This window comes from Streptomyces pratensis (assembly GCF_037137275.1).
GTDB classification, from domain to species: domain Bacteria; phylum Actinomycetota; class Actinomycetes; order Streptomycetales; family Streptomycetaceae; genus Streptomyces; species Streptomyces pratensis_B.
The window spans coordinates 196,879-221,621 of sequence record NZ_JBBBEN010000102.1 but is presented as its reverse complement, the minus strand read 5'-3'; the positions used below and the strand labels follow the sequence as shown (position 1 = coordinate 221,621).

The window sequence follows — 24,743 nt, the reverse complement described above, 5'->3', positions numbered from 1 at the left end:
TTCGAGAGTAGGACGGCCTCGGCACCCGCGTCCGGCTTTCGTCCACTTCCGCCCCGGACGGGTGGCGATCACGCTCGCCGGCCGACCCGGAGGGGTGGCCGGCGGTCCTCGCCGACCGCTCCGACGGACGGGGCCCGACGGGCGGCGCGACGGAATACCTGTTCACGGGCACCCTGCGGGAGCTGGTAGTGTTTCACCCGTCGCAGAGCAGCACCGCGATACGCCCCCGTAGCTCAGGGGATAGAGCATCGGCCTCCGGAGCCGGGTGCGCAGGTTCGAATCCTGCCGGGGGCACCGTAGTTCAGGTGCCATGAAGGCCCTCTGATCAGGCATGAAGCCAGATCGGGGGGCCTTTTGCCATGGGTCGGCGGGTGTCAGTCAGCGCAGCACCGGCACGAGCACTGCCACCGGCACCGGCACCGGCACCGGCACCGGCACTGCGACCGGAGCACATACGCGGGCGCAGGCCATAGGCGACGGGCCCCGGCCGCGTATACGCGTGCGCCCCGCTGGGAAACTCGTGGCGCGGAAGCTCCGGTGCGGCACCGCCCATATCACCGACTCCGTAAAGACCGTCCTTGGCCCTCCGCCTCGCCACTGCGGGCTGAGCTCAGTCTGCGGCACTCACCAGGGCCATCACTTCGGCCTCGGTGGCGCCGGCTGACACGCGCACGTCGAAGGTGTAGCTCTCATCGCAGAACACGAGGTCGAGGTGGGCGGGCGTCAAGCCTGCGGAAGGCGATTGCCGACCAGATCGCGCCCCCCTCCCCCACGTCCATGTACAGGCAGGTTCCGTCCTCGTGCAGATAGAGCTCGCCCGGGCCGTTCGCTGAACCGAGACTCCAGGTGAGACTGCGCGCTGCACTACGGACCGACGCATCGATCTCGACTTCCGTCCACCGAGCACGGACGACCTCGGTCAGGGCGCCCCGATCGACGTGCCATCCGCCCGCCTCGCCCTCGACCACCACCACGAACGTCACAGCCAGGGTCTATCAGACGCCCACGGCACTCTGCTGGCCGGCAGCTGCCCGAAGTGCGAACGGGCTCAGATTGCCGGTGACCGGGGTGCCGGCGAGCAGCACCAAGGGCCGGATGCGCTTCAGGGTCTTCACCGAGAGCGGAAGGTCCCGGACTGGCTCACCGCCGAGAGCCGCCGCCTCTCCAGCCGACGCCAGCCGCACCCCATCCACGACTACCTCGGCGGCCCACACGTCCGCTACGTCCTGGACGAGATTCCCATCATTCAGGAAGCGGAACTACGACCGGAGATGCCGTCAGGGGGCGTGGAATTCATCGATGAATTCCACGCCCCCTGGCGGTACTAACTCGACTTTCGCGTCACCGGTCCTAAGCTGCCGGGCACCCCAAGGTGCTCAGCACAGCACTTTCGGACAGTGGTTCGTTTCGGGTAGCCCCGTTGACATGCCAGGAGCCGTCCCAGGTGACGTGCCACAGTTCGCCACGGAAGTTCTCCCACTCGACAAAACTATCCACAGCCCCCTTCAGCAACGCAAGCTCCCTGAGCAGCACATCACTGGTGGTGAAGCCTCGGAACGCTCCGACGCTACCACTGCCGGTTCTGGTGTTCTCGTACCGCATCCGGAGATACGGCACCGGCGGCCGCCCGACCACTGTAGGACGGATCATCCGCTTGAAACGGTGAATCGCCTCCTCAAGTGTCTCGCGCCCGGAGAATTCACAGCTGTACGCCGGGAACACTCCGGTGACCCTCTCTCCCAGGGTATTGCCCCGGCCAAAGTGGTACTGGTGCACCGCAGGCGGAACGGCCACAACAACATCGAATCCGTGGGACTCGACCGTGAACCCAGGAGCGACTGTGAAGGGCGTGGCGTATTTCACCTTCCCCACCAGATGGTTTTTCCTTGCAAATTCGAGAACAGCGGTGACGAGCCCATGGTCGAATTGATCGATGGTATTCATCTGATAGGCACTGTCGTGCGCAATGTCCAGCGCCAGGGAGAAGACGAATCTCGGCATGGGCGACCACCGCCATGCGTCTCGCATCCCAAGGAGGGGCTCCACGCCTTCAACCCCTGCCACAGATTCCTCAAAGTTCATGAGACCTCTTGCTTCGTCGATCCTCTAGGGGGAATAACTGGGGCCTGTGTCTTGACGGTATCTGGCTGTCATCCTGCCGCCTGCACTGGAGTTGGGACCTCTGCGCATAGGCACCAAGTTGTCCGGGTCGTTGTAGTAGTCATTCCTGTCCGCTCGACTGGTGTTGTACCCAGAAGAATTCCAATGATCGACCACAGGAGGCACATGGTCGTAAGTCAACTCGTTCCTCGGGATGGCGCTACCCTGCTCATCGAACCAGTTTCCGGCGGAATCGGTCCAACGGTTGGACATTTCTTGGTGCGTGGAGGCCCGGTATCCACTTGGGTACTGGTTACTGCGATCGAGCCTATTGACCGTCGCATTCGGGTTGGACCCCATGGTCCCGTTGGTCAACCGTGGCTGCGCACCGCTCGCGCACGCGCATGTGCCGGAATGCCCGGCAACGCTGCCACCGCAGTTGTGCACCAGGACGGGAGTAACCCCCGCCAGCACATGGTACGTGTGCAGTCCCTCGACGCTCAGGTCGTACGTCGTCCGCTCGGCCGTGTACTCGACGGCGTCGAGGATGCGGGCCGGCTCGCCGTCGCCGTTCTGGAGTTCCTGGCCGGGTTCGAGGTCGCCCGCCCGGGTCCAGGAGTTGCGGATGATCTCGTAGAACTGGTGGTGCTTGGTCGTCTCGATCGTCCGGGGGCCGGCGTCCGTCTCCACGACGACGTCGACGTAGTTCCGGTCGGTCTTGGTGACGATGACTTCCTTGACCCTGTGCTTCTCCTTCTCCTTCTTGCCCGGCTCCGCCGTCAGGACCTGGTCCCCGGCCTTCACCTCGGAGATGGGCTTCACCGTGCCGTCGGCCATCAGGACGCCGGTCAGGCCCGTGAAGCTGTGCGGGGTCCCCGAGCGCCGGCAGCCGCCGGGGCGGGGGGAGGCCGGCTGGGAGTTCGCCTGGGGCTGCGGGTCGCCCTTCGGGCCGAAACGGCTCGCCGCCGCACCGCCCACGCCGCCCGTGGCCGCGCCCACCGCCATCGAGGTGGCAGCGCCGCTCGCCGTGCAGTTGCGCTGCGCCGCGCACGAGATGCCGTACCCGACGACACCCTCGGCCGCGCCGCCGGCGGCGCCCATCGCCGCGCCCGTGGCCGTGCGGCCTCCGGCGCCCGCCAGGAGGCGGCTGACCGCGCCGACCGCCGCGCCGCCGGCCGCGCCGCCCAGAGCGCCGGTCAGGGCGCCCACACCGACCGCGGCGGCGAATCCGCCCAGTGACTTCGGGCCGTCGCTCATCGCGTAGCCGACCGCGTTCGCCGCGGCGCCCGCGAGCATCCCGCAGCCGATCACGCCCACACCGCCGGTGGCGGCGGTGCAGCCCGCGAAGACCGCCACCCCCACGGCGACCGACACGATGGTCCCCGCGTGCTGCTTGACGAAGTTGGAGGTCGCCTTCGCCGCCTTCTTGACGGCTCTGCCGACCTTCTTGGCCTGCTTCACCACCTTCTTGGCCGCGTGTTTGACGACCTTGGCCGCCGCCTTCACCTTCCGCTTGACGGTCTTGGTGACCTTGTGGGCGACCTTCTTGACGGCCTTGTACGTCCGTTTGACGTACCTCTTGGCCTTGTACACCTTGTCAGCGACGTAGTGAACGGCCTTGCGGACCACCCGCTTCGCCTTCTTGACGACCCTCTTGACGTACTTCTTGACCTTCTTCGCGGCCTTCTTGACGACCCTCGCGACCTTCTTGACGGCCTTCTTGGTCTTCTTCCAGGCCGACTTCGCGACCTTCTTGACCTTCTTGGTGACCTTCTTGACAGCCTTGTCGACGAAGCTCGGCCAGTGGCCGGTCGGGTCGGTCGCGGTCAGCGGGTTCTGGTTCGCGTACGCGTACCGGTTGGCGCTCACCGAGTTCGGCAGCGGGTTCAGCGAGACCGTGTCCCGGCTGTTGAACTGGCCCGTCTCCGGCGAGTACCAGCGCGCGGCCATGTTGACCTTGGCGGTCTCCGGGTCCGTCCAGCCCGACTGGTAGCCGAGCTGGCCGACCATGGTCTGCGACTCCATGACCTTGCCGAACGGCGAGTAGGTCGTCGAGCCGGTCAGCGCCTCGCCGGACTCCGTGAACTGCCCCACCACGTCGTTGTGCAGGTCGGTCAGGACCAGCACCGCCGACAGCGTCGACTTCATGCCCATGACCGAGCCGTCGGCGTTGCGGCTGTAGGCGGTGTACCCGTCGGAGGCGACGTCGTTGCCCGCGCCGCTGTAGGCGAAGGGGGTCTGTCCGCCGTCCTCGTCCCGCGCCGTGAGCACCCGGTCGAGTCCGTCGTACGTGTACGTCCGGTCGCCTTCCCGGATGATCCGGTTGAAGGCGTCCGCCTTGATCGCCGTCTGCTGCCCCGCCTCGTCGGTGAGCACGCTCAGGGTGCCCCGGGCCGTGTACCCGTAGGTGTTGTGCCCGTCCGAGGTGAGTCGGTTGCGGGCGTCGTAGGTGTAGGTGTCACCGGCGACCCGTGTGCGGTTGCCCGACGCGTCGTAGCCGTACTGCTCGGTGGTGGAGCCGTTGTTCCAGGACGTGATCCGGTTCGCCCGGTCGTAGGTGTAGGTGTTCGACGACGCTCCCGCCACGCCCGTGGTGGTCTTGGAGATCTCGTTGCCGTTGACGTCGTAGCCGTAGGCGACCGACGCCAGCAGCTTTCCGGTCGGCGAGGTCAGCCGGTCGGAGGTGAGGCGTTCCAGGGCGTCGTAGGAGAAGACCCGCCGGGACTTGTCCTGCCCGTAGTCCACCGACGTCACGTTGCTGTTGACGTCGTACCCGTAGGTCATGGACGTGCCGGTCGAGGCGTCCTTGGCCGTCTTGAGACGGCCGGCGGCGTCGTAACCGTAGGTGGAGGTGCCGGAGGCGTCGGTGCGCGAGGTGATCGCTCCGTCGGCGTCGTAGCTGAAGGAGGAGTCGCCCGACGGCCCCTTGGCGCTCAGCAGCAGCCCGCGGTCGTCGTACGTGAAGGTGTTGCGGTCCTCCTCGTGGCCGGCGACGGAGGTGATCCGGTCGTCGGAGTCGTAGGTGTAGCTGTGGTCGACGGTCTCCGCCTCCGCGCCGCTGCCGGTCTGCTTGGTGAGCCGTCCCTTGCTGTCGTAGGTGTTGTCGATGACCACGTTTCCGGGCGCGCGGGACTGGCTGGGCCGCCCGTTGCCGTCGTAGACCATCGTGAAGGTGCGGTCCGCCGGGTCCGGGTGGGCCGGGGTGGCGGGCTCGATCTCCGACTCGGGCAGGCCCCAGGCGTTGTAGGTGGTGACGAAGGGGTTGCCGCGTCCGTCGGTGAAGCGCGTCCGGTTGCCCGCCGCGTCGTAGCCGAAGGTCGTGGTGATCGACTCGGTCTCGGAGACCGGCTGGACGGCCTTGGTGATCTGGCCGGTCGCGTCGGTCGTGAGGGTGACGGTGTTGCCGCGGTAGTCGGTGACCGTGCGGGGGTTGCCCGCCCGGTCGTAGGCCGCGCGGCTGGTGCGGATCACCGCGCCGTCCGCCGCCAGGTCGCTGGTGGCGGTCAGCTGGCCGAAGCCGTCGTAGGTGTTGCGGGTGCTGGTGCCGTCCGGGCCGGTCGACGTCAGCGGCCGGCCGTCCATGTCGTAGGTGAAGGTGGAGACGTTGCCGGCGCTGTCGGTGACCGAGGTGGTGTCCCCCAGTGCGTCGTACGTGTACGACTCGCTGACCCCGGTGGGGCTCACGGTCCGGGACAGCTCGCCGCCCGGAGCGTTGTACTCGTTGATCGCCGTGACGGCCCGCTGGGTGGGCTGGCGCACGATGTCGGTGCTGGTCAGCGGACGCCCGAGATAGTCCCAGGTGCTCTCCTCACGAGCACCGCCCGGCCGTGTCGCCGACAGCTGGTCGCCGTTGGGTGTGTACGCGAAGCGGGTGGTGTCGCCGCCCGGCTCCGTGACCGAGGCGAGGTCGCCCAGCTGGGTGTAGGTGTAGGTGGTGCGGTTGCCCAGCGGGTCCACCTCCGCCGTGACCTGGCCGAGCTTGTTGTACTCGTTCCAGGCGGTGGCCGTGAGGGGGGCGCCGCCGCCGGGCGGGGTGTAGTTCGGCAGCGTCGTCGAGGACTCCTGGCCCTCGGCGTCGTAGGCCGTCACCAGGACGTCGCCCAGCGGGTCGGAGGACTCCGTCGGCTCGCCGTAGGTGTTGTAGCCGGTCATCGACACGGGCCGGACGGTGACCGCGGCGCCGCCGTTCCGCTCGGACCGGACGGCCGGCTCGGTGACCGTGGTCTGCTGGCCGGCCTCGTCGTAGCCGTAGTCGGTGGTGTCGCCGTTCGGGTCGGTGGAGGACACCGGCAGTCCGCGCTGGTCGAGCTTCCAGGTGACCGTGCGCACCTCGCTGCCCTCTGCCGGCAGGGCGCCGCCGTGGACGGCGGAGACCTGGGAGGCGGTCAGTGCCTCGCTGTAGACCTGGACGTCGGACAGCGCGCCCTGGTGGTTCTCCTGGTAGCCGCCGTTGTGCCACAGGCGCCCGATCTGGAGCGGCCCGTTGGCGTCCCAGGGGGCGTTGAAGGCGGCCGGGGCGCCGGCGGCGGTTCCGTTGACGTACAGCCGCAGCTGTCCGGCCTTCTTGTCGTAGACACCGGCGAGGTGGGTCCAGACGCCGGTGCTGACGGCAGCGGTGCCGGACGTGGCGCGAACGAGCGCCGGGTTGCCGGTGTCGGTGGCGGCGCGGCCGAAGGTCCAGCCGTGGGCCGTGGAGTAGGAGAGCTGGAAGCCGCTCGCCTTCGTGCCGTTCTGGGCGACGAAGGTCCGGTTGGCGGCCGTGGAGTCCAGCTTGACCCAGGCGGAGACGGTGAGGCTGCCGGTGGTGTTGACCACCGGTGCGTCGGTCGTGCCGTAGGCGTTGGCGGCGCCGTCGAAGACGGTCGAGCCGCCGCGCTCGGTGGAGCGGGTGACCGCGCTGCCGAGGACCGCGTCACGGGTGCCGCCGGAGGAGTCCTCGGCGGTCGTGCCCCCGGTCTCGTCCAGCTTCCAGCGGCCGACCGGGGCGGTGGTGCCGTCGTGCAGGGTGTTGCTGGTGATGTTGCCGAGGTTGTCGTAGGTGGTGTCGGAGGTGCTGGTCCGGCCGGTCGCCGGGTCGAAGTCGCTTTCGCTGACGACATGGTCGTCGGGGCCGTAGGTGACGGTGGTGGATCGGGCCAGGCCGCCGGGGTCCAGCACGCTGGAGGTGACCCGGTCCGCCGCGTCCACGGTGAACGTGCTGGTGGTCCGGCCGTCGTTGGTGACCTGCTTGATCAGGTTGCCGACCGCGTCGTAGGTGTTGGCCTGCTCCGTGAACGAGGCGCCGGTCTGCGGGTCCTTGCGGACCACGGTGGCCGACAGCCCGTCGTCGGTGTAGGTGTACGCGGTCACCCAGCCCATCGCGTCGGTGAGGGAGGCCAGTCGGCCCGCCGGGTCGTAGGCGCGGGACTCCTGGACGAGGGTGGTGGGCGCGGTCGGGTCGGCCGGGTCGCCCCGGTAGTCGAGCAGGCTCGTGGTGAGGGGGCGGCCCTCGGCGTCGAAGGTGTAGGTGTTGACGTTGCCTTCGGCGTCGGTCTCGCGGATCTTGTTGCCGTAGACGTCGTAGGCGAAGGCAGTGGTGGCGCCGCCCGGATCGGTGCGGCTCTCCATCCGGTTGTACGCGTCGTAGGTCACCTTGGTGGTGCGCGCCGCGTCACCGCCGGTGAGGTCGGCGACGGTCTGCTCCGTCACGTTGCCGTCGGCGTCGTAGACCGTGGTGGTCCGCGCGGTGTGGACCGCGCCGGTGACCCGGTTGGTGACGGGGGGGCTGGTCTCGGTGACGACCTGGTCGTTCTTGTCGTAGGTGTAGCGGGTGGTCAGTCCGGCCGGGTGGGCGTCGGATGTCTCCGTGCTCGCCGTCTGGCGGCCGAGGGCGTCGTAGACCTGCTTCAGCCTGGCCCCGTTGGCGTCCGTGGTCTCGGCGAGATCGCCGTTCTTGTTGTAGGTGTACGAGGTCCTCTTGGCGCCCGGGGTCACCACGTGGGAGACCAGCCCGGCGGGGGCGGTGCCGCCGTCCGCCGCGGGGGTGGCGGCGGTGGTGTAGGCGGTGGTGGCGGTGCGGCCCTGCGGGTGGCCCGGCACCGGCGGGGTGGTCACCGAGGTGAGGTTGCCGCCGGCGTCATAGGCGTAGGTGGTGAGGTAGGTGTTGTCGCCGGGCCCGGAGGAGCGGCCGTCGCGCTCGGTGAGGAGCAGGTCGTTGCGCGGGTCCATCGGCGGGAAGGCCGTGGTCGCGTCCGGGTAGTAGGTGTAGTACTCGGTGGCGCACTTGTCGGCGGCCGTGTCCTGGCAGGTGGTCGTGGAGACCGCGTTGCCGCGCACGTCGTGGCCGGTGATGCTGCGGTTGCCGTTGGCGTCGGTGACCGTGCGCAGGAAGCCGCCGGTGTCGTAGCCGTAGGTCGTGCGCTTGCCGCGGGTGTCGACGGCGGCGAGCAGGCGGTTGCCCATCTCCGCGTCGTACACGTAGGTGAGCGTCTTGTCGGTGGGGTCGGTCAGCTTGACCGTGCGGACCGGTGCGATGCCGGAGGACGCCTTGTACGCCGACCAGTGACGCTCGACGTCGTCGGCGCTCAGGGGCGCGGAGTAGACCGCGACGTCGGCCATCGCGCCGGTGAAGTAGCTGACGTCGCCGGGCGAGCTGAACCAGGTCTTGGCGAAGCCCGCGCCGAGGAAGGTGCGGGTGTTGGACTGGTCCTTGGCCGCGCCGGCGTAGTCGGCCTGCTTGACGCCGTCGACGTAGAGGGTCTGCTGGTTGCCGCTGGCGGAGAGCACCACGTGGTGCCACTTGCCGTCGGTGACCGCGGCCTTCGAGCCGAAGTCGACGTTGCCGGAGCCGGAGACGCTCCACCAGTGGCCGCGCAGCTTTCCGTCGCTGCCGACGTACAGGGTCGGGGTCCAGCTGCCGCCGACGCCGGCCGGGTCGTCGGGGGCGCGCTGCTGGTCGGCCATCAGGACACCGGGCTTGGCGGTCTTGAACCAGAGCTCGACCGCGCGGTCCTGCTTGCCGTGCCACGGGCCGTAGGGGATCTCCGCGTAGGAGGACGTGCCGTTGAAGGTGACCGCTGTGGAGTCGCCCGCGCCGAAGGGTCCGGTGACGCCCTGGGTGACGTCGCTGTAGGCGCCGAAGCCGGTGTGGATCTCGTTGGCGGCCTCGGGGGCGCCCTGGGTGTCGCCCAGGCGCCAGTAGCCGGTGGGCGCTGAACCCATCACGGCCGAGCGGTAGACCTGGGAGGAGCCGGTGACGGTGGCGGGGTTGAGCTTCCAGGTGCCGCCGTCGCTGTCGGTGGCGTCGAGGACCAGGTCGTCGGTGGTCCCGTAGGTCACCGACGACTGGATCTTGCCGCCCGGCGAGGTGATCTTGTTGAGGAGCCCCGCGGGCCGGGTGGCGGCCTGGTACTGGGCGGTGATGACCGACGGCTGGAGCGCGTCGGAGTAGATGGCGACCTCGGCGAGGTGGCCGGTGAAGTGCCCGAGCTTGTCGTTCGGGTTCATGCTGGGCCAGCCGTCGGTGTTCACACCGGCGCCGAGCGAGATGTAGGGCTGCTCCCAGTCGTTGATGGTGCCCGACAGGCTGCCCTGGTCGACGCCGTCGAGGTACAGGGTCTGGGTGTTGGCAGCGCCGGTGAGGACCGCCTGGTGCCATTTGCCGTCGGTGACGGTGGCGCCGGAGGTGATGGTGCTCATGCAGCCCGGGGACATGGCCAGGCAGCCGCGCAGCTTGCCGTCCATGCCGACGTAGACCGCGGGGGTGTTCTTGGTGGTGGTGCCGACCGGGTCGCTGCCGCTGAGCGGCTTGTCACCGTAGTAGAAGAGGACACCGCCCGCCTTGTTGGTCTTGAACCACAGCGAGACGGACGCGTACGAGGGGGTGGCGCCGGGGGCGCTGGGCATCTCGACGTAGGAGGTGGTGCCGTTGAAGGCGGCTGCCTTCTGGGTGGAGCCCGCCAGCGGGCCGGTGGCGCCCGGGGTCACGTTGCGGAACAGACCGTTGTACTTGCCCAGGTTGATGTCGACGGAGTCCTTGGCCCCGGTCTCCCCTGCCCCTTCGCCGAGCCGCCAGTAGGCGTACGGGGAGGCGTCGAGGACGGTGGTGCGGTAGTGGTTGCCCGTGGTGTAGCCGTACGTGGTGCACTTGGTGGCGTCCGCGGGCGGGCAGACCTCGGTGAGCTGGTCGCCGTCGTAGCCGTAGGTCCAGGTCTGGGCGGTGTCCGCGTCGCCGGGGGTGGCCGGGTCGGTGGTCACGGTGGAGACGTGGGGGGCGGTGGCCCCGGCGGGTGTGCTCCAGGCGAAGGTCAGGGACCGGCTGGACGTCACGTTGGTGGCCTTGGACAGCCGGCCGGAGGTGTAGGCGAAGGTCTCCGTGCGGCCCGCGTAGTCCTTGATGCCGGAGATCGCGAAGGAACCCGGCCGGCCGGTGGCCTGCTGGAAGGAGTAGGTGGTGAAGTCCTTGTCGGTCAGCGTGTAGCCACCGCCGCTGGTGGCCGCGGCGAGCCGGGCGTAGCGGCCCATCGGCGGGACGAAGGCGCCGTCGCTGTTGCGGCCGAAGGCCACCTGCTCGCCGCCGGGGTAGGTGATGATGACGCTGGAGAGTGCGCCGGCGCCGTCCTTGACCTCGACGGCCTTCATGTCCAGGGCGGTGGACCAGCCGGCGCCGAAGGCGCCGTCACGCCGGGGGTCGCGGCTGTTGTACGAGCGCTCGACGGACAGCGAGGGGCCGACGACCTCGATCTCGGCGTCCGTGTCGCTGGTGGTGTAGTTGCCGTCGCTGGGGTCGAACTCGTGGCCGTCGGTGTTCTGGGCGAGGCCGGAGGTGACCGGCGGCTGGGGGACGGCGGTGGAGAAGCTGCTGGCCGAGTACATCACCGAGTCGTAGCCGTCGGAGACGCTGACGAACCAGGTGTAGTCCTTGCTCCACTTGAGCTTGCCCGCGGGCACCTTCCAGCTGCCCTTGGTGATCACGCCGGACGTGGCGACGGGGGTGGTGCTGGTGCTGTCGGCGTCGTACACCTCGAAGGCGTAGTTCAGCTTGGCCATCGGCCACTTGTCGGCGTCGCTGGCGTAGACGAACAGCTCGGGGCGCAGGGTGGGCGCCTGGTGGTTGGCGGGCGGGTACTGGGCGTTGATCTGCGGCTTCTTGTTGGCCGTGTAGGTGAGGTCGAGCGCCGGGCGGAAGGCGCTGTTGGTCGCGTTGTCGGAGTGGAACTTCTTCCAGTGCAGCGCGTCGTTGACCGGGGCGGTGACCGCGAGCCCGTAGTTGGGGCTGCCGGTGGCGACCGCGTCGAACCAGGCGGTGGAGAGCTTGGCCGCCATCTTCACACCGACGCCGGCGCCGCCGCTGGTGTTGGAGCAGGAGGCGCCGGGGTTGACGGTGGCACCGCCGATGGCCGGGCTGATGGCCGGGCCGGGGTAGGCGGTGATCCCGGCCGGCGTCCAGGACTTGGCGATCGGGTGCACGGAGAAGGGCCTGGCGGCGCAGGTCGAGGACCACAGGGCGTGCAGGTTGAGGGTGGCGGCGGTGACCCGCTTGCCCTTGAGGGTGGTGCCCAGGGAGGAGAACTGGAGGAAGGAGAGGGCCCGGTTGGTTCCCGCGTCGTAGGACCCGACCTTGATCTGGCTCTCGGTCGAGTGGTTGCCCGGGATGGTGTTCTGGGCGTACGTGGAGTTGCTGGCGGCGATGGTCGGGTCGACCATGACGGGGTAGACGCGGGCGGGGTCGTCGAGCCACGCGCGGTCAGCGGTCATCCGCAGGGCGGGCTTGTCGTCGACGGTGGTGAGCTCGTAGTCGACGGCCTGCGAGAGGGTCGGGTCGCCGGATCGCTCGTCGATCTTGGAGTCGGTCATGAAGGCGTGCGGCATGGTCGCGGTGACCTCGCCGTCGGCGTCCGTGAACTCCACGTCGCCGTCGGCGGTGATCCGCGGGGTCAGCCCCTGGAGATCGAGGGGGAAAACCCAGGAGTTGGCGGTGTCCGCGGAGTGCAGGACGAGGTGTTCCTTGAAGCCCTCCGCGAGCGGGGCGAGCAGCAGGTCGGTGCCGGGCAGGACGTCCGGGTAGGTGACCGTGCCGTCGTCGTTGACGACCGGGGCTGCCGCGCGGGCGCCCTGCAACGCGTAGGCGAGGGAGCGGTCGTCGCCGAAGTCGACCGAGGCGAGCGCCTGGTCGGCGGCGTCCGGGGCGAACCCGACCTCCAGGGAGTTGGCCGTCTGCTCCAGCCGGCCGTCCTCGGCCTCGGTGAGCTTCGTGTCGATCGGCTCCCAGGAACCGTCCTTCGCACGGAAGTTGGTGCGGCCCGGGTAGTGGCGGACCGTGGTGGAGCCGTCGGCGTTGACGTAGTGGTCCGTGGTCTCGGTGGACTTCTTCGCGTCGCGCTCGCTGGTCTTCTCGTCGAAGCTCTCGGCGGTGCCGGCGACCGGTTCGGTCGTCGCCTTGCCGGCGTCGGGCGTCGGCCGCTCGTACGGAGCGAGTTCACCGCGGCCCTTGCCGGGCTTGCGACCCGCGTCGCCCTCGGCCGAGGTGGCGGCGGAGGAGGTGGTGTGGCTCTTCCCGCGGGCGGTCCCCCCTTGCTGGACGGGCACGTCCAGCGGGGAGGTCTGCGACCACTTCCAGAGCCCGGCCAGGGACAGCTGGGGCATGGAGAGCCGGGGCAGCGTGGCCCCGGTGGCCGCGGCCGTCTCCGTGGTGAGGGTGAAGGAGAAAACGATGAGGACGGACAAGGCTATCCGTCTGAGCCGTGCGCGCCCCCGTGGGCCGGACGGAAATATTCGGGCCGTTCGAACCCAACGAGAACGCATCAGCGCTGCCCTCTTTATGCTCTGCTTACAAGATTTTTATAAGAGTGCACGAGGTTCGAACGGCCGAGTCATCTTTTTTGGCGTCAGTAAGGTGATCTCGGTCACTTTCTGATGGAATGTCGCATTCCGGCTACCCCTGAGCAGGGACGGTTTCCTGAATGATCCGGGCAATACGGTCTTCCAGCCCCTCGCCGGCTTCCGCGACGACCGTCACGTTCCCCGGAACGTCCTGCCCCGCCTTCCCGTCGCCGTCCGCGGCCTCGGACCCCGCCACCACGACGAAGCGAAGCGCCCGGTGGCCGCCCGCCTCCGCGCGCACTGCCTCCACCTGGCTGTCGCCCACCGCCAGAACGACGTCGCACTGGCGCTGGAGCAGCGAATTCAGGTGCGGCAGGGCGTTCTTTGCCGACTGCTCACCCATGACGGGGAGGTAGTTCACGCGGGTGCGGGTCTCCAGTGACGCCTTCCGCATCCCCGCCCACACCTGGGCTCCGGGCGTGCCGACGGCGACGCCCTGCTCCCCGGTCAGCAGGCAGGAGTCGACGTCCCGGTACTGGCGAGCACGCGGGTCCGGCGGACCGGACTCCTCGCCCAGCAGCAGGATCGCGGTGACGGCGACGGCGGCCAGCGCCACCAGCGCGCCGCCCGTCGCCCAGCGGCCCCGGCGTGAGCGCACCGCGCTCCACACGGCGGTGAGCGCGGGGCGCACGATCAGGGACACCCTGCGGGCCGTGCCGGGCCCCTTCTTAGCCGAACCGTTTCTCCATGTGCGTCGGGTACGCGGCGGTTTCGACGTGCGCGAGGCGCCGGGGGTACGTGAGGTCTTCACTCTGGTGTCTCTCTCGAACGGGACGGCCCGTGCGGGCCAGGCGAACAGACAGTGCACCACGGCTCCGACGGCGGTGAGGACGCGTACGGTATCGGCTGCCGCCGCCGGCCTCCCCCGGGCCCGCCCGAAAGTGCCGTCAGCCCTGGGGGCGCGGGCTCCTGTCGATGACCCGGCCGTCCAGGTCCGCGGTGAGGTAGGCGCCGCCGTGCGTGTCGGAGACGTAGACGCGCAGGACCGGGCGGTCGCCGTGGAAGGGCGACGCGGGGTCCACGATCACGTAGCGGCTCTCCGGCTCCGGGATGTTGAGCGTCTCCTGCGCCGTGCGCAGCAGGGCCGGCAGCGCGTCCCAGGCGACGGAGTCCAGGTCGACCGTGGTGTCCCCGGCCATCAGCGTGCCGCCTGTCCCGTCGTTCCGCGCCTGCCGGTCCCGGTAGCTGAACCGGTCGTAGAGACGGGAGTTGAACTTCAGCGGCGCCTCGGCGGAGGCGTGCTCGTCGAAGAGGGTGAAGTCGGTGACCTCCGTGCCGCCCATGAGCGGTTTCAGCGCCGTGATCACGGCTCGGGCCCCGTCGGGGCTCAGCAGACGCTCGGCTGCCCCGGCATCCTCCGATGACCCGCCGTCCTCGTCGGCGGCCTGCTCGGGCGTCGGGTCAAGGAGGGCAGGAGGCGTCGCCTTCTCCCCGTCGACGGGGGCGCTCGCCGAGTCGCGGGGCCGGTCGTCGCTGCCGGAACGGCCGAAGGGCAGCGTGTCGAACGCCCAGACGATGATCCCGGCCAGCACCGCGACCGCCACGGCGGACGAGGCGACGGCCAGGGCCCGGGGCCGGCGGCGGACGCCGGGGCCGCGCCGCTCACCGAGGGGCGCGGGGGCGCCGGGCTGCCGGGAGGCCGGGACGGGGAGGTGGGACGCCGACCCGGACGGGGGCGGGAACCCGTAGCCGGTGGGGGCGCGGCCCCCCGGCGCCGCGGGCCGGGCGGACGCGGCGGCTCCGTCTGCCGCCCGAGGGGGCGGCGTCCCCGGGGGCGCGGAGGCCGGCTGGGTGGGCGCGGAGTGCACGGGCGCGGCGGGGGCCGGCACGGCGCCGGGCGGCGCGGGGCGTTCCCTTACCCGCTCGGTGGGCGTCGGCGCCGGGCCGCCGCCGGTCCGCGCGGCCTCGGCCAGCATGCGGTCCAGGACCCTGGCGTCCGGGCGGGCCGGTATGTCGCGGGTCAGGAGGGCGCTCAGGACCGGGGCGAGCGCGCCGGCCCGGACGGGAGGCGGGATCTCCTCGTCGAGGACCGCGGCCAGGGTGGCGAGCGTGGTGGCCCGGCGCAGCGGGTGGCCGCCCTCCACCGCGACGTACAGCATCATGCCGAGCGACCAGAGGTCGGAGGACGGGTCGCCCTCGGTGCCCCGGATGCGCTCGGGGGCTATGTAGTCGGGCGAACCGATGAGGGCGCCGGTGGCGGTGAGGCTGGTGGACTCCCGGATCGCGGCGATGCCGAAGTCGGTGAGCACGGGGCGTCCGTCGGCGCGCAGGAGCACGTTGGCGGGCTTGACGTCGCGGTGGTGAATGCCGCAGGCGTGGGCGGCGCGGAGGGCGGAGAGGACGCCGCGTCCCATTTCCGCGGCCTCCGCCGGGTCCATCGGCCCGGCGGCGAGCCGGTCGTGCAGCGAGGAGCCGGCCACCAGTTCCATCACGATCCACGGGTAACCCTCCTCCCCCGGATCGACGATGTGGTGGACGGTGACCACGCACGGATGGTCGATCCGGGCCAGCGCACGGGCCTCGCGCAGCACCCGGGCCCGGAGCGTGCGGGCCCCTTCGGGGTCGTACTCGGCGAGCACCGGGTCCGGCGGCCGCACCTCCTTGAGCGCCACGTCGCGGTGCAGGGCCATGTCATGGGCCCGCCAGACCGTGCCCATGCCGCCGCTGCCGAGTCGCTCCACCAGCGTGAAGCGGCCGTCGATCACCCGTCCGGAAGGGGCCTGTGCGCTCATGGGCGGTAGCGTACGGGTGGCCTCCGACACCGGGGCGCGGGGCTCCGGCGGGCCGCGGGCGCGGGCAGGGCGTCGCCGTCAGGCCGAGGCGCGCTTGCGGGCGGAGGACGCCTTCTTCTCCGTGCCGGCGCTCGACGACGCCGTCTTCTTCGCGGCCGTCTTCTTCGCGGCCGTCTTCTTCGCGGCCGTCCCGCTCCCGCCCGTCTTCTCGGCCGTGGACGTGGACTTCTTCCCCCCGGCGGACTTGGGGGCGGACTTCTTGGCGGACGGGGAGTCCGCGGAGCGGGTGACCGTCTTGCCGGTCGGGGTGCGGGGAGCCGCCTTCTTCGCCCTCTTCCCCGAGGACGGTCCGGAGGCTTCTGTCGAGGAGGTTTCGCCGGGAGGCGCCTTCTCGGAGGCGCCCTTCCCGGACCCGGCCCCCCGGGACGCGGCCTTTCCCGAAGGGGCCTTCCGGGACGCCTTCTTGAGGGGATGGACGTCGGCCATGTCACCGTCGCCCTCCGCCGCGCCCTCGTCCTCGCCCCGGGACTCCTTGGCGGCGCGGACGCTGTTCTCCAGGGCCGCGATCAGATCGAGGACCTTGCCGCCACCGCTCTCCCCGGAGGCCGCGGGCTCGACCGGCTCCCCGGAGGCCTTCGCGGCGATGAGCTCCTCCACGGCCTCCCGGTAGTCGTCGTGGAGACTGTCCATGTCGACCTCGCCGAGGGTGTCCATCAGGGCGTCCGCCAAGTCGAGTTCGGCATCGCGGACGGTGACGTCGCCCTCCGGGGCGACACCCTCCGGAGCACGGATCTCGTCGGGCCACAGCAGGCCGTGCATCGCGATCACGTCGTCGACCACCCGGAGCATGCCGAGCCGTTCCCGGCCGCGCAGGGCGAATTTGGCGACGGCGACCTTGTCGCTGCGCTTGAGCGCCTCGCGCAGCAGCGTGTACGGCTTGGCGGCCGGGACGCCGTTGGCGGAGAGGTAGTACGCCGTGTCCATCTGGAGCGGGTCGATCCGGTCCCTGGGCACGAAGGCGACGATCTCGATCGTCTTCGCCGTGGGCAGCGGGAGCTGGGCGAGGTCCTCGTCGGTGATCGGGATCATGGTGCCGTCGGCGTCCTCGAAGGCCTTGCCGATCTCCGCTCCGGGCACCTCCTCCTCGTCCAGTTCGCAGACCTTGCGGTACCGGACCCGGCCCCCGTCGGCGAGGTGGATCTGGCGGAAGTGGATCGCGTGGTTCTCCGTGGCGTTGACCACCTTGATCGGGATGCTGACCAGCCCGAAGGAGATCGCGCCGTTCCATATCGACCTCACCCTTCACCCCTTTTGACCGTTGAGGGCCTTTGGTTAGGTTTTCGTGTGATTCTTATCGTATGACGCCGATCACCGAGGTGGAGGGGCGACGGGTGTCGCTCAGCAATCTCGACAAGGTGCTGTATCCGGCCACCGGAACGACCAAGGGCGAGGTGCTGCACTACTACGCGGCCACCGTCGCGGACGCGGTCCTGCCCCATCTGCGCGACCGTCCGGTGTCCTTCCTGCGCTATCCGGACGGCCCCGGGGGGCAGCTCTTCTTCACCAAGAACCCGCCGCCCGGTACGCCCGCCTGGGTGGCCACCACCGCCGTCCCGCGGAGCGAGGACCCGGGCGCGCGGCAGGTGGTCGTCCAGGATCTGGCCTCGCTGATGTGGGCGGCCAACCTGGTGGTGGAGTTCCACACGCCGCAGTGGCGGGCCGAGGCCCCGGCCGTCGCCGACCGGTTGGTGTTCGACCTGGACCCCGGCGCCCCCGCGACCGTCGTGGAGTGCTGCACGGTGGCGCTCTGGCTGCGGAGGCGGCTCGCGGCCGACGGACTGCCCGCCTACGGCAAGACGTCCGGGTCCAAGGGCCTGCACCTGCTGGTCCCGCTGGAGCCGGCCCCCTCCGGCGAGGTGTCCGCCTACGCGAAGCGGCTCGCCGTCGAGGCGGAGCAGGCACTGCCGGGGCTGGCCCTGCACCGGATGAGGCGCGCCCTGCGGCCGGGGAAGGTCTTCGTCGACTTCAGCCAGAACGCCGCGGCGAAGACGACGGCGACGCCCTACACCCTGCGGGCCCGGTCCGGGCCCACGGTCTCCGCCCCGGTCACCTGGGACGAGATCGAGGGCTGCCGGGAGGCCGGGGCCCTGGTGTTCCACGCCCGCGACATGGCCGGCCGGCTGGACCGGTACGGCGAGCTGCTCGCGCCGCTGACCGATCCCGGCCGGGCGCGCCCGCTCCCCGGATGACCCGCATGCGGCCGCGGAGCCGGCCGGGGCGCGCGGCGGGTTCGTCCTGAGCGGGTCATGACCTGGTCACGGCCCGAGGAAAGGCCACAAGTGGAGGGTGGATTGTCGGAGTGGTGGTGCACACTCTGCGCAGGCGCTTTCTACGGGGCGCGCCGAAGGGGTGTGGTGGACCGGCACGCCCGAGGGCGCGCCGGTCCGGGCGCTGTCGTGATCGTGGGGAGGGGATGGCGTGTTCTCGGGGATCGATGAGGTCGACTGGGCCTCGATGGAGCATGCCTACGGGCCTGCCGACGACGTACCGGACCTCCTGAGGAATCTCGCCTCCGACGACCCGACGGAGCGGGAGGCGGCGCTGGACGGCATGTACGGCGCCGTGCACCACCAGGGCGATGTGTACGCCTGCACGCTCGCCTGCATCCCGTTCCTGTTCGAGCTGGCCGCCGATCCGGGGGTGCAGGACCGCGGCAGCGTCGTCGAGCTGCTCACCAGCATCGGCGGCTTCGACCTGGACGAGGACGACGAGGCCGAGATCGACGACGACGAGGTCGAGGGCGCCGCGAACTACGCGATGGCGGCGGCAGCGGTCACCGCGGGCGCGGGGGTGTTCTGCGAGCTGATCGCCGACGAGGACCGCGGGGTGCGGCTCGCGGCTCCGCTGGCGCTGGCCACGCTGCACCGGCACCCCGTGCGGGTCCTGGCGCTGCTGCGGGAGCGGCTGCCGGTGGAGTGCGACGAGGAGGTGCGGCTCGCCCTCGTCGAGGCGGCCGGGCGGGTGGCGCTGCGGCACCGGCCGCTGGCCGGCCAGGTGGCGGAGTGGCTGAACGGGCTGGCGTCCCGGGCCCACGCGCCGGGCCTGCGGCTGGCGGCGCTGGCCCAGCTGGCGCGCTGCTCACCCGAGGTCCTGCCGGACGACGTGGTTCCGGTGGTGGCGGGGCTGCTGCACGAGATGCGTTCGGCCCCCTCGCCGGGCGCCGCCCGGGACGGCGACAGGGCGAGGGGGGCGGTCGCCGGGCAGCTGTGCGCGCACGAGCGGGAAACGGCGCCGGAGCAGGAGCCCGCCCCGGGGCAGGCCCCCGCCCCCGGCGCGGGTCAGACCCCGGACGCGGACCCGGAGGGCGAGCCGGCGGCCGCGGCGGAGGCCTGCCGGGGCGAGCAGGCCGCGTCACCGACCCTCGTGGGCCAGCTGCGGGCGCTTTCCGCCCAGGAGAGCGCGGGGCGCAACACTCCCTGGGCCGCCGACCTGCTGCGCACCCTGCACGTCGGCCTGGACGACCGGGTGGGCGACCGCACTGCGCTCCTCGCCGACCAGTTGCGCAGCCCCGACCGCTGGCAGCGCATCGACGCCGTGCGGATGAGCGGCGGGCTGATACGGGCCTGGCGCGGCGCGTACGAGGAGCTGGTGGCGCTCGTCGGCGACCAGCTGTCGGACCCGGAGCCGCGGCTGGCGGAGGCCGCGTCCCATGTGCTGGAGGAGTTGTTCTGCCTCGCCGCCCCCGCCGCGGACGCGCTGGCCGCCCGGCTGACCGCCGACCCCGGCGACTGGGTGAAGACCTGGGCCGGCGGCCCCCCCGGGCTCGGCCCCACCGTGAAGGCGCTGGCCCGCCTCGGCGACCCCCGTGCGCTGCCCGCGCTCGCGGCGGCGCTGGAGCTGCCGCGCGTGCCGCACGACGTCGGGTCCGCGGTCGGCCGGCTCGGGGAGGCGGCCCGGCCGCTCGCCGGGGCGATGCGGCGCAGGCTGGCGGGGGTGGCGCTGGACGAGGGGGCCTACGACCGGGCGAGCCCGCTGCTGGCCGGGCTGACGGAGCTGCGCGCGGGCGAGGCGGCCCCCGAGGTGCTGCGGGTGCTGCGCGGGGCGCCGGCGTACCGGGGCGAGTGGCTGCGCACGGCGGCCCTGCGGGCTCTGGGGTCGTTCGGCCCCGCGGCGCGGGCGGCCGTCCCCGAGCTGAGGGCGATGATCCGCCACCCGGGGACGGCCTCGGCCACGGAGGCCGCCGAGGCGCTGTGGGCGATCTCCGGGGACACCGACGCGGTGCTGCCGGTGCTGATCGAGGGTCTCCATTCGGACCAGGTGCACGACCGGCGGGCGGCGGCGGTGGCGCTCGGCGCACTCGGGCCGCGGGCGGCGGTGGTCGCGCCCCGGCTGCGGGGGTTGCTGGCCCACGACGAGCTGTGGCTGCGGGTGGACGCGGCGATCGCCCTCACGGAGGTGTCCGGTCGGCCGCAGGAGTCCCTGGAGGTGCTGCTCGCCGCCTGGGAACGCAGCCGCCATGTACGCGTCCGGGTGGCAGAATGCCTGGCGCGGCTGGGGCCGGCCCCGGACGGGTCTGCGACGGCCCACGTCCTGCACACCGAACTCGCCTCCGTGCGCCGTCACAACGCGATGGACGGCGGGTACGGGAGTCATGACATCCATGAGGACGAGAAGCTCCTGGCGTTGTGCCGACGGGCGCTTCGAGGGACGGGGAAAGGGACCACGACATGATCATTTTCGGCACCAAGGGCTATCTCCACCAGCTGGCCATCCTGACGCTGGTGTGCGGCTGGTGCGGCAATCCGGCGGCGCACACCCTGCGCAAGCGGGTCACGAAGTTCACGTTGTTCTTCGTCCCGCTGTTCCCGTTCTCGACGAAGTACGCCACGCAGTGCACGTTCTGCGGCGGGGAGCAGCAGATATCCCAGGAGCAGGCCGACCGGCTGCTCGCGCAGCACGCCGCGGGGCCGGACGGCGCCCCGCAGCAGCCCGGTTCCCCGCAGTCCGGCCGGAGCGGGAACCCGTACCAGCGCTGACCCCACCGGGCGGGCTCGGAGCCGCACCCGGGGCAGGGGTGGACGCGGCGCACGGCCCGGCGACGAGGGGGTGGGGCCCGGCCGGTGCGGTCGCCGGCCGAGGGCCTGCCGGAGCCCTCCCGGCTCGACGCCCGTACGGAGCAGACCGGCACCGCCGTGCGCGTTCTCCCTCCGTCGGCGGAACGAGCCGGGCGCGGGCTCCCGGCACCGCCCCGGTCCCCGGGACGCCGCCCCGGCGCGGGCGGGGGCCCGACCGCCGCGGGCCGGCCGGGGCATCGGCGTACGGCCGCAGTGGGGCGGTCCGCCGGACGGGCGGCGCGCCGGCACGGGCGGCCCGGCCCGAGGACGGGCCCGGCGGGAGGCCGACGGGGCGCGGTCCCGGGGCCGGAGCCCGGTGCACAGGATCGCCCGGACGGCTCACCCCGAGGGGCCCTCACCCCCTGTGACGCGTTGCGGACCGACCGTGGCGAACCTAGCGTGGCCAGGGCGAGCCCAGCTCGCGTCCCCCACACCTCTCCCCCTTCGCATGGAGGCAGCATGTCCCCCCTGTCCCGCCCCTCGCGGCTCCGCCGTCTCGGCCTGTGCGTCGCCACCGGCGCCCTCGCGGCGCTCACGGCCGCCGCCCCCGCCCTGGCCGCGGACCCCCAGCCCGCCGGACAGCGCGCCGAGGCCGTCGCCCCGGACCCGATGTCCGACGAGTTGTCCGCCTCGGCCCTCCAGCAGGAGCACGAGGCCCGCCAGGAGACGCAGTCCCAGGCCCGCCCCCAGGCGGCCAGGCAGACGTACAAGGGGAGGGTCATCGCCCGGCCGTACCTGCTGCTGCGTGACAAGCCGACCCGGAGCAGCCGGATCGTCGGCTCGGTCGAGTACGGCTCGATCGTCAGCATCTTCTGCAAGACGACGGGTGACAACGTCGACGGCAACAACCGCTGGTACCTGCTGAGCGACGGCACGTGGGCATGGGGTTCGGCCCGCTACATCGAGAACATCGGCGCCGCGCCGCAGTGGTGCTGATCGCCCCCCATCGGCGTGTCCGTCCGCCCGTGGAGCCCGGCCCCGTGCCGGGAGCTCCGCGGGCGGGCGCGGTGCGTGGAAGAGCGGTGGCGGCCGGATGCCGACGGAAAGCTATGACATAAGGGAAATAAGGCGCGCCTCTTGCTACGTTGCGGGGCATGACCGCACCGACGGCGGACGCTCCCCCGCCCGAGCTACGCCTGCCCCAGCGGCGCGGGATGGAGCTCGTCCTCCTCGTCGGGGCCGTCCTCATCTCCGTCTACGGCTACGCGGCGGTGGGCCTCACCCGCAACGGGGCCGTTCCCCCCGACGTCGCCGGGTACGGCGCCGGGCTCGGGGCGCTCGCCCTGCTCGCCCATGTCGCGGTGCGCTTCCGCGCCCCGTACGCCGATCCGCTGCTGCTGCCGATCGCCGTCCTGCTCAACGGGCTGGGCCTGGTGCTCATCTACCGGCTCGACCTGGAGACGCCGCGCGACCAGGCCGCGCCCACCCAGCTCGTCTGGTCCACGCTCGGCGTCGCGCTGTTCACCGCTGTGGTCGTGCTGCTGCGGGACCACCGGGTGCTCCAGCGGTACGCGTACCTCTCGGTGACCACGGCGCTCCTCCTGCTCATCGTGCCGATCTTCTTCCCGGCGGTGAACGGGGCGAAGATCTGGATTCGGGTCGGCGGGCTCTCCTTCCAGCCCGGCGAGTTCGCGAAGATCCTGCTCGCGGTGTTCTTCGCCGCCTACCTGGCCGCCAACCGCACCGCGCTCACGTACACCGGCCGCACCGTAGGGAGGCTGCGGCTGCCCGCCGGCCGGGTGCTGGGGCCGATCGTGGCCATCTGGCTGCTGAGCGTCGGCGTGCTGGTGCTGGAGCGCGATCTGGGGACCTCGCTGCTCTTCTTCGGGCTCTTCGTCATCATGCTGTACGTGGCGACCGGCCGGACCGGCTGGATCGCGGTCGGACTGCTCCTGGCCGGGGTGGGGGCCTTCGTCGTCGGCTCCTTCGAACCGCACGTCCACAGCCGGGTGCAGGACTGGCTGGACCCGTTCGCGTCGATCGACGCGGGGCGGGGCCCGGGCCAGCTCGCCCAGTCGCTGTTCGCCTTCGCGGCGGGCGGCATGCTCGGGACCGGGCTCGGCGCGGGCCACTCCGTCCTGATCGGCTTCGCCGCCAAGTCCGACTTCATCCTGGCGACGGCGGGCGAGGAGCTGGGGCTGTGCGGGCTGACCGCCGTCTTCCTGCTGTACGCGCTGCTCGTGGCGCGCGGCTTCCGGGCCGGGCTCGTGCTGCGCGACCCGTTCGGGCGGCTGCTCGCCATCGGCCTGGCCTCGATCCTGGCGCTCCAGGTGTTCGTGATCGCCGGCGGGGTGATGGGGCTGATCCCGCTGACCGGGATGGCGATGCCCTTCCTCGCGCAGGGCGGTTCTTCGGTCGTCACCAACTGGATCATCGTGGCGTTGTTGATCCGGGTCAGCGACGTCTCACGCAGACCGCGTCCGGACGAGGTGGAGAGCGGGGCCGTCGCGACGGCCGCCGCGGAGGAGGACCGATGACCCGCTGCATCCGGCGGGCAGCCGCCTTCTGCCTGCTGCTGCTCGTGGCCCTGCTCCTCAACGCCGCCCGCGTCCAGCTCTTCGAGGCCCGCGAACTGGACGACAACCCGGCCAACCGCCGGGACGCCATCGCCCGTTACGCGCAGCCGCGCGGTGACATCCTGGTCGGGGACCAGGCGGTGACCGGCAGCCGGGAGACCGGTGAACAGCTCGACTTCGAGCGCACCTACCGGCACGGCCCGCTCTACGCCCCGGTGACCGGATACGCCTCGCAGACGTACGGCACCACACTCCTCGAGCACGCGGAGGACTCCGTCCTGTCCGGCGCCAGCCCGCTGCTGGCCCCGCTCCCCCTCTGGAACGAGCTGACCCGAAGCCGGCAGCCCGGGGGCGATGTCGTCACCACCGTCAAGGCGTCGGTGCAGCGCGCCGCGTACGACGGGCTGCGCGGACGGCGGGGCGCGGTCGCCGCCCTGGAGCCGTCGACCGGCCGCATCCTGGCGCTCGTCTCGACCCCGTCGTACGACCCAGGACGGCTGTCGGGGACCGGGCCCGCGGCAGCCGAGGCCTGGGGCCGGCTGAACGCGTCCACGAGCCTGCCGATGCTCAACCGGGCCATCCGGCAGACCTACCCGCCGGGCTCCACCTTCAAGATCGTGACGGCGGCTGCGGCCCTGGACGCCCGGGTGGTGACCGACGCCGACGCGCCGACCGACACCCCGTCGCCGTATGTCCTGCCGGGCACCACGACCACGCTGCCCGACGAGGCGAGCGGCTGCGCAGAGGCGTCGCTGGCCCAGGCGATCCGGGTCTCCTGCAACACGGTGATGGCCCGTCTGGGGGTGGAGGTCGGGCTTGGGGGCATGGTGGAGGCGGCCGAGAGGTTCGGCTTCAACGACACCGCTCTGCGCATCCCGTCCGGAGTGGCGAAGAGCAACTTCGACACCCGGATGAGCGATGACCAGCTGGCGCTGTCCTCGATCGGGCAGTTCGACACGACCGCGACCCCGCTCCAGATGGCGATGGTCGCCTCCGCGGTGGCCAACGACGGCGATCTGCGCCGCCCCCATCTGGTGGACCGGGTGACCACGCACGACGGGGACACCGTCCGGCAGGGAGACGCCGGACCGTACGAGCGGGCGATGAGCCCGTCGACGGCCCTGCGGCTCCAGCGGATGATGGTCGACGTGGTGGAGAACGGCACCGGATCGAACGCCGCGATCGACGGGGTGCGGGTCGGCGGCAAGACCGGGACCGCGCAGCACGGCGTCGACAACTCCGGTACGCCCTACGCCTGGTTCATCTCCTGGGCGCAGGCCCCGGACACCGGCCGCCCGGCCGTCGCGCTCGCCGTCGTCGTGGAGGACGCCTCCGCCGACCGGGCCGACATCAGCGGCGGCGGCAGCGCGGCCCCGATCGCGCGGGCCGTGATGGAGGCGGCCCTCGACGGCTGACCCGGC

Annotated in this window: 12 protein-coding genes and 1 tRNA gene; 7 read left to right on the top strand and 6 right to left on the bottom strand. The window is 71.6% G+C overall.

The window, feature by feature from the left end:
* Positions 1-222: 222 nt before the first annotated feature.
* Positions 223-294, top strand: a tRNA-Arg gene (locus V9U70_RS28090).
* 395 nt (positions 295-689) lie between these two features.
* Here V9U70_RS28090 and V9U70_RS28085 read toward each other — a convergent pair.
* The 6 genes from V9U70_RS28085 to ku all read right to left on the bottom strand — a co-directional run bounded on the left by V9U70_RS28085 (position 690) and on the right by ku (position 16,991).
* Positions 690-983: a hypothetical protein gene (locus V9U70_RS28085; RefSeq protein WP_336679768.1), complete on the bottom strand. Its 294-nt coding sequence runs from the start codon at positions 981-983 to the stop codon at positions 690-692.
* Between the two features lie 367 nt (positions 984-1,350).
* A complete protein-coding gene (locus V9U70_RS28080; protein ID WP_336679766.1) occupies positions 1,351-2,082 on the bottom strand; it encodes a hypothetical protein in 732 nt (243 codons plus the stop codon).
* 24 nt (positions 2,083-2,106) lie between these two features.
* Positions 2,107-12,804, bottom strand: coding sequence for a LamG-like jellyroll fold domain-containing protein (locus tag V9U70_RS28075; protein ID WP_336679764.1), 10,698 nt, complete (start codon positions 12,802-12,804; stop codon positions 2,107-2,109).
* A 208-nt stretch (positions 12,805-13,012) separates the two neighbouring features.
* Complete coding sequence (locus V9U70_RS28070; RefSeq protein ID WP_336679761.1) at positions 13,013-13,603, bottom strand: type 1 periplasmic-binding domain-containing protein; 591 nt, start codon at positions 13,601-13,603, stop codon at positions 13,013-13,015.
* A 244-nt stretch (positions 13,604-13,847) separates the two neighbouring features.
* Entirely contained in the window at positions 13,848-15,692 is a 1,845-nt protein-coding gene (locus V9U70_RS28065) for a serine/threonine-protein kinase (protein ID WP_336679760.1), read from the bottom strand.
* Between the two features lie 78 nt (positions 15,693-15,770).
* Positions 15,771-16,991, bottom strand: a complete 1,221-nt coding sequence (ku, locus tag V9U70_RS28060; protein ID WP_336679758.1) for a non-homologous end joining protein Ku — start codon at positions 16,989-16,991, stop codon at positions 15,771-15,773.
* Between the two features lie 59 nt (positions 16,992-17,050).
* On the opposite strand from ku, the gene ligD reads away from it, so the two are divergent.
* The 6 genes from ligD (at position 17,051) to V9U70_RS28030 (ending at position 24,737) form a co-directional block, all read left to right on the top strand.
* Positions 17,051-17,941: a non-homologous end-joining DNA ligase gene (gene ligD / locus V9U70_RS28055; protein WP_336679756.1), complete on the top strand. Its 891-nt coding sequence runs from the start codon at positions 17,051-17,053 to the stop codon at positions 17,939-17,941.
* 229 nt (positions 17,942-18,170) lie between these two features.
* Complete coding sequence (locus tag V9U70_RS28050) at positions 18,171-20,423, top strand: HEAT repeat domain-containing protein (protein ID WP_336679754.1); 2,253 nt, start codon at positions 18,171-18,173, stop codon at positions 20,421-20,423.
* A complete protein-coding gene (locus V9U70_RS28045; RefSeq protein ID WP_336679752.1) occupies positions 20,420-20,728 on the top strand; it encodes a zinc ribbon domain-containing protein in 309 nt (102 codons plus the stop codon). The genes V9U70_RS28050 and V9U70_RS28045 overlap by 4 nt, the downstream gene beginning before the upstream one ends.
* Positions 20,729-21,265: 537 nt before the next feature.
* Entirely contained in the window at positions 21,266-21,742 is a 477-nt protein-coding gene (locus V9U70_RS28040) for an SH3 domain-containing protein (protein WP_336679751.1), read from the top strand.
* A gap of 158 nt (positions 21,743-21,900) precedes the next feature.
* Positions 21,901-23,283, top strand: a complete 1,383-nt coding sequence (locus V9U70_RS28035) for an FtsW/RodA/SpoVE family cell cycle protein (protein ID WP_336679750.1) — start codon at positions 21,901-21,903, stop codon at positions 23,281-23,283.
* Positions 23,280-24,737, top strand: a complete 1,458-nt coding sequence (locus tag V9U70_RS28030) for a peptidoglycan D,D-transpeptidase FtsI family protein (protein ID WP_336679748.1) — start codon at positions 23,280-23,282, stop codon at positions 24,735-24,737. The genes V9U70_RS28035 and V9U70_RS28030 overlap by 4 nt, the downstream gene beginning before the upstream one ends.
* Positions 24,738-24,743: the final 6 nt, after the last annotated feature.